Here is a 6,247-nt window from a genome sequence, read left to right on the forward strand (position 1 = left end):
AGTTCGGCGGCACGCAGGCATTCGTCGCGCCCGCGGGCGAGGCGGAAACCGCGCTTGCCGCCATCTGGGCCGAGGTGCTCGGCCTGCCGCGCGTGGGCCGCGCCGACAATTTCTTCGAGTTGGGCGGCGACTCCATCCTCAGCCTGCAGATCGTCGCGCGCGCCCGCGCCGCCGGCTGGCTGCTGACGCCGCGCCAGTTGTTCGAGCGGCAGACGCTGGCCGAGCTCGCCACCGTCGCGCAGCCGCTGCCGCGCGATGGCGTGGCGGATGAGACGGTGCCGACCGGCGCCGTGCCGCTGCTGCCGATCCAGGCCGCGTTCTTCGAGACGCCGATGCCGGTGCGCCATCACTGGAACCAGTCGGTCTTGCTCGATTGCCGGGAGGCGCTCGATACACAGGCGCTGGCGCTGGCATTGGGCGATCTGGTCGCCCATCACGATGCGCTGCGGCTGCGGTTCTCGCCGGCGGATGGTGCCTGGGTCCAGACCTATGCGGACGCGGAAGCGGCACCGGACCTGCTGTGGGTGCGCGAGTTCGGCGACGACGCCGGGCGCCTAGCCCATTGCGAGGCCGCGCAGCGCAGCCTCGATCTCGCGCACGGTCCGCTGCTGCGCGCCGTCGCGCTGCACGGCGCGGCGGGTCAATGGCAACTGTTGCTGGTGATTCACCATCTTGTGGTCGATGGCGTGTCCTGGCGCATCCTGATCGAGGATTTGCTGGCCGCGTACCGGCAGCGGGCTGGCGGCAAACCTGCCGCCCTGCCTACACGCACCGCTTCCTGTCAGCGCTGGTCGGAAGCCTTGCGCCGCAACGCCGCTTCGCGCGCGTCGGAATTGCCGCACTGGCAGGCGCTGTCGAATGCGGCCGCTGCCCTGCCTTGCGACGACCCGAGCGGCTCGCTCACCGTCGCCGAACGCGACAGCCTCACGCTGACGCTGCCCGCCGACGCCACGCAAGCGCTGCTCCAGCACGCGCCCGCCGCCTACCGCACCCGCATCAACGACCTGCTGCTGACCGCGCTTGCGCGCGTGCTGTCACGCTGGAGCGGCAACGCGCGAACGCTGATCGATCTCGAAAGCCATGGCCGCGTGGCCGGCGTCGACGATGCGCTCGACCTGAGCCGCACCGTGGGCTGGTTCACCACGCTGTTCCCCGTTGCGCTAGACGGCGCCGGCACACTGCCGGATGCGATCAAGGCCGTCAAGGAACAACTGCGCGCCGTGCCCGGCGAGGGCATCGGCTTCGGCCTGCTGCGCCGCTTCGGCACCGCCGAACAGCAAGCCGCCATCGCGGCGATCCCAAAGCCCGAGGTCGTGTTCAACTACCTCGGCCAGTTCGACGCCAGCCTGACCGGCGATGCCCCCTGGCGCCCGGGCACCGGCGAGACCGGCGCCAACCAGGACCAACAAACGCCGCTGTCGCATCCGCTGTCGATCAGCGGGCAGGTGTCCGGCGGACAGTTGAAGCTGTCGTTCGCCTTCAGCCGCGCGCGGCACAAGCACGCCACCGTGCAGCGGCTGGCCGAGGATTACCGCGCCGAACTGCTTGCCGTCATCGCGCATTGCGCGTCGAACGAAGCCGCCGGCTTCACGCCATCGGACTTCCCGCTCGCGCGGCTTTCACAGACGCAGCTTGACGGCCTCGGTCTCGATCCGGCGCAGGTGCAGGATCTCTATCCGCTCTCACCCATGCAGGCCGGCATGCTGTTCCACAGCGTCTACGCGCCCGCCGGCAGCGCCTACACCAACCAGTTGCGCGTCGACATCGACGGCCTCGATGCCACGCGCTTCGCCGCCGCGTGGCATGCCGCGCTCGCGCGCCATGACAGCCTGCGTTGCGGTTTCCTCCATCGCGGCGAGCAGCCGTTGCAATGGGTCGCGCGCCACGCCGCGCTGCCGGTCGTCATGGAGGACTGGTCGGACCGCGAGCCGGCGTGGATCGCCGGCGCGCTCGATGCGCTGGCCGATAGCCAGCTTGCGCAGGGCTTCGACCTCGAGCGCCCGCCGCTGATGCGCGTCGCGCTGATCCGCACCGGCGCCAGTCGCCATCATCTGCTCTGGACCGTCCACCATCTGCTGCTCGATGGCTGGAGCACATCCCAACTGCTCGGTGAAGTCCTGCGTCACTATGCCGGCGAAACCCTGCCCGCCACGGGCGGCCGCTTCGCCGACTACATCGGCTGGCTGCAAGGCCGCGATGCCGAGGCGAGCCGCGCGTTCTGGTCCGCGCAACTGGCCGCGCTCGATACCCCGACACGGCTGATGGCCGCGCTGCCCGCGCCTGAACATGGCGAAGGCCATGCCGAGCAGCATCACACGCTCGATGCCGACCGCACCGCCGCGCTGATGGCATTCGCCCGCGCACAGAAAGTCACGCTCAACACCCTCGTACAAGCCGCGTGGCTGTTGCTGCTGCAACGCTATACCGGACAGGACTGCGTGGCTTTCGGCGCCACCGTCGCCGGCAGGCCGGCAGACCTGCCCGGCTCCCAGCAGATGCTGGGCCTGTTCATCAACACGCTGCCGGTGATTGCCACACCGCGCCCAGAGCAAGCCGTAGGCGACTGGCTGCGCGAGGTGCAGGCCCTCAACCTCGCCACGCGCGAGCACGAACACACGCCGCTCTATGAAATCCAGCGCTGGGCCGGACAAGGCGGGCAAGCGCTGTTCGACGCCATCCTCGTCTTCGAGAACTACCCGGTGGACGCCGCGCTGCGCCGCGCGCCGGGCGGGCTGGCATTCTCCGACGTGCGCAACCGCGCCGAGACCAACTATCCGCTGACGCTGGTGCTGGCCCACACCGACACGCTGCGCCTGACCTGCCGCTTCGACCGCGCCTTGCTGGGCGAGCCCCATGCCGCCGACCTCGCGCGCGCGCTGCTGACCGTGATGGCGCAGATGAGCGAGGATGCGGCGCGGCTGCTCGGCGGCATCTCGCTGGTGGCGCCCGCCGAACAGCCCGCGCTGCTGGCGCTTGGCCGCAACCCGCAGCCCTATCCGGCGCCGGTGCCGGTGCACCGCCTGTTCGAGGCGCGCGCCGCGTCTCATCCCGAGGCCGTTGCGCTGGTCTTCGGCGAGCGGCAGCTCGGCTACGCCGAGCTGAACCGCCGCGCCAACCGCCTCGCCCATCGCCTGATCGCGCGGGGCGTGGGGCCCGACGTGCCGGTCGGCGTGCTGGCCGAGCGTTCCGTCGAGATGGTCGTCGCCCTGCTCGCCATCCTCAAGGCCGGCGGCGCCTACGTGCCGTTCGATCCCGACTATCCGGCCGAGCGCCTCGCCTACATGATCGGCGACAGCGGCGTGGCCCTGCTGCTGGCGCAGCGCGCCGACCTGCTGCCGACGCCGCCGCGCGCGGTCGAGGTAATCGACCTGACGCAGCCTGTGCAGGAAACCGATGGCGCAGACCACGACCCCGCGCCGGTACTGCTGCCCGACCACCTCGCCTACGTGATCTACACCTCCGGCTCCACCGGCCGCCCCAAGGGCGTGGGCAACCGCCACGGCGCGCTGCACAACCGGCTGTGGTGGATGCAGGCGCAATACGGCCTCGACGCGCGCGACACAGTGCTGCAGAAGACGCCGTTCAGCTTCGACGTCTCGGTGTGGGAGTTCTTCTGGCCGCTGATGACCGGCGCGCGGCTGGTGCTGGCCGCGCCCGGCGACCATCGCGACCCGGCGCGCATCGCCGCGCTGATCGCGCGCCACGGCGTGACCACGCTGCATTTCGTGCCGGCCATGCTGCAGGCCTTCGTCGCCCACGACGAGGTGGCGGCCTCGTGCGCCACGTTGCGCCATATCGTGTGCAGCGGCGAGGCGCTGCCGGCGGCGCTGGCGCGGCGCGCCATGACGCTGCTGCCGCACGCCGGCCTGCACAACCTGTACGGGCCGACCGAGGCCGCCATCGACGTCACGCACTGGACCTGCCGCGACGACGGCGGCAGCGCGGTGCCGATCGGCAGCCCCATCGCCAATGTCGACGCCCACGTGCTGGACGGCGCGCTGCATCCGCTGCCCGACGGCGTGGCCGGCGAGCTCTACCTCGGCGGCGCGGGGCTGGCGCGCGGCTACCTGGGCCGCGCCGCGCTGACCGCCGAGCGCTTCGTCGCCGATCCGCATGGCGCGGCGGGCGAGCGCCTGTACCGCACCGGCGACCTGGCGCGCCGCCGCGCGGACGGGCAGATCGCGTACCTGGGGCGGCTGGACCATCAGGTCAAGATCCGCGGCCTGCGCATCGAGCTGGGCGAGATCGAGGCGCGCCTGCTGGCCCACCCGGGCGTGCGCGAGGCGGTGGTGGTGGCGCCGGCCGGCGAAGGCCCGGCGCGACTGGCCGCCTACGTGGTCGGCGCCGCCGGCGCCAACCCGGACGAGGCCGAACTGCGCGCGTGGCTGGCGCAGGCGCTGCCGGACTACATGGTGCCCGCCGCGCTGCTGGTGCTGGAGGCGATGCCGGTCAGCGCCAACGGCAAGCTGGACCGGCGCGCGCTGCCGTCGCCGGAGTTCGCCGGCAGCGCCGCCTTCGCGCCGCCCGCCGGCGCCGCCGAGACGCAACTGGCCGAGGCCTGGGCGCAGGTGCTGAAGGTGGCGCGCGTGGGCCGCGCCGACAATTTCTTCGAGCTGGGCGGCGACTCCATCCTGAGCCTGCAGATCGTGGCCAGGATGCGCGGCGCCGGCTGGCTGCTCACGCCCAAGCAGCTGTTCGAGCAGCAGACGCTGGCCGCGGTGGCGGCGGCACTGGTGCCGCTGACCATGCCGGCCGCCAGCGCGCAACCGGCGCCGCGCGCGGCCGCGCCGCGCACGCGCCTGCGCAGCGAGGACTTTCCGCTGGCAGGCCTGCGGCAGGACCAGCTCGACGCATTGCAGGCGCAGGGGCTGGCGCCCGCCGAGGTGGAAGACCTGTATCCGCTCTCGCCGATGCAGGCCGGCATGCTCTATCACAGCGCCAGCGCGGCCGATGGCGGCGGCGCCTACGTGAACCAGTTGCGGGTGGATATCGACGGGCTGGACGCGGCGCGCTTCGCGCTGGCCTGGCGCGCGGCGCTGGCGCGCCACGACACGCTGCGCAGCGGCTTCCTGCAGCGCGGCGAGCAGCCCTTGCAATGGGTCGCGCGCGAAGTGGAACTGCCGGTCACGCACGAGGACTGGTCCGCGCGCGCCGCCGGTTGCGAGCCGGCGCTCGACCGCTTCGCCGCCGACGATCTCGCGCGCGGCTTCGACCTCGAGCGCCCGCCGCTGATGCGCCTGGCGCTGATCCGCACCGGCCCGCGCCGCCATCACCTGGTCTGGACCGTGCACCACCTGCTGCTCGACGGCTGGAGCACCGCGCAACTGCTGGGCGAGGTGCTGCGCCACTATGCCGGCGAGGCGGTGCCCGCCGCCGCCGGCCGCTTCGCCGACTACATCGGCTGGCTGCAAGGCCGCGATGCCGGCGCGGCGCAAGCGTTCTGGAGCGCGCAGCTGCGCGGCTTCGACACGCCGACGCGGCTGGCCGAGGCCGTGCCCGCGCCCGATGCCGGCAGCGGCTACGGGCTCCTGCAGCACGAATGCGACGCCGCGCAGACGGCGCGGCTGGCGGCCTTCGCGCGCGCGCAGAAAGTCACCGTCAACACGCTGGTGCAGGCCGCGTGGCTGCTGCTGTTGCAGCGCTATACGGGCCAGCGCCGCGTGGCGTTCGGCGCCACCGTGGCCGGGCGCCCGGCGGAGCTGCCCGGCTCGCAGCAGATGCTGGGCCTGTTCATCAACACCCTGCCGGTGATCGCCGCGCCGCGCCCCGAGCAGGCCGTGGGCGACTGGCTGCGCGAGCTGCAGGGCTTCAACCTGGCCGCGCGCGAGCACGAGCACACGCCGCTGTCCGACATCCAGCGCTGGGGCGGCCAGCCCGGGCAGCGGCTGTTCGACAGCATCCTGGTGTTCGAGAACTTCCCGCTGGAAGACGCGCTGGCCCCGGCCGCGCGCAGCGGCCTGGCCATCGAGACGCGCGCCAGCACCGGCCTGACCGAATACGAGATGGACGTGGAAGTGAGCCTGCGGCAGACGCTGCGGCTGGGCTTCACCTATATGCGGCGCGCCTTCGACGAGGCGCAGGTCGAGCGCATCCGCGCGCAGCTGCTGGCGCTGCTGGAAGCCATCAGCACGCGGCCCGGGCAGGCGCTCGGCTCGCTGGGCCTGCTGGCCCCGCGGGCGTCCGCCGAACTGCTGGCGCTGGGCCAGGGAGAAGCGCCGCCCGCCGACGGCCTCGCCGTGCACCAGCG

At 72.6% G+C, this 6,247-nt stretch carries 1 protein-coding gene; it reads left to right on the plus strand.

The window, feature by feature from the left end:
- A partial coding sequence (locus tag KF708C_RS33925; RefSeq protein ID WP_156174073.1) for a non-ribosomal peptide synthetase occupies positions 1 to 6,247 on the plus strand: 6,247 nt, incomplete at both ends.

Origin of the sequence: Cupriavidus basilensis, from assembly GCF_000876015.1 — a bacterium.
GTDB classification, from domain to species: domain Bacteria; phylum Pseudomonadota; class Gammaproteobacteria; order Burkholderiales; family Burkholderiaceae; genus Cupriavidus; species Cupriavidus basilensis_B.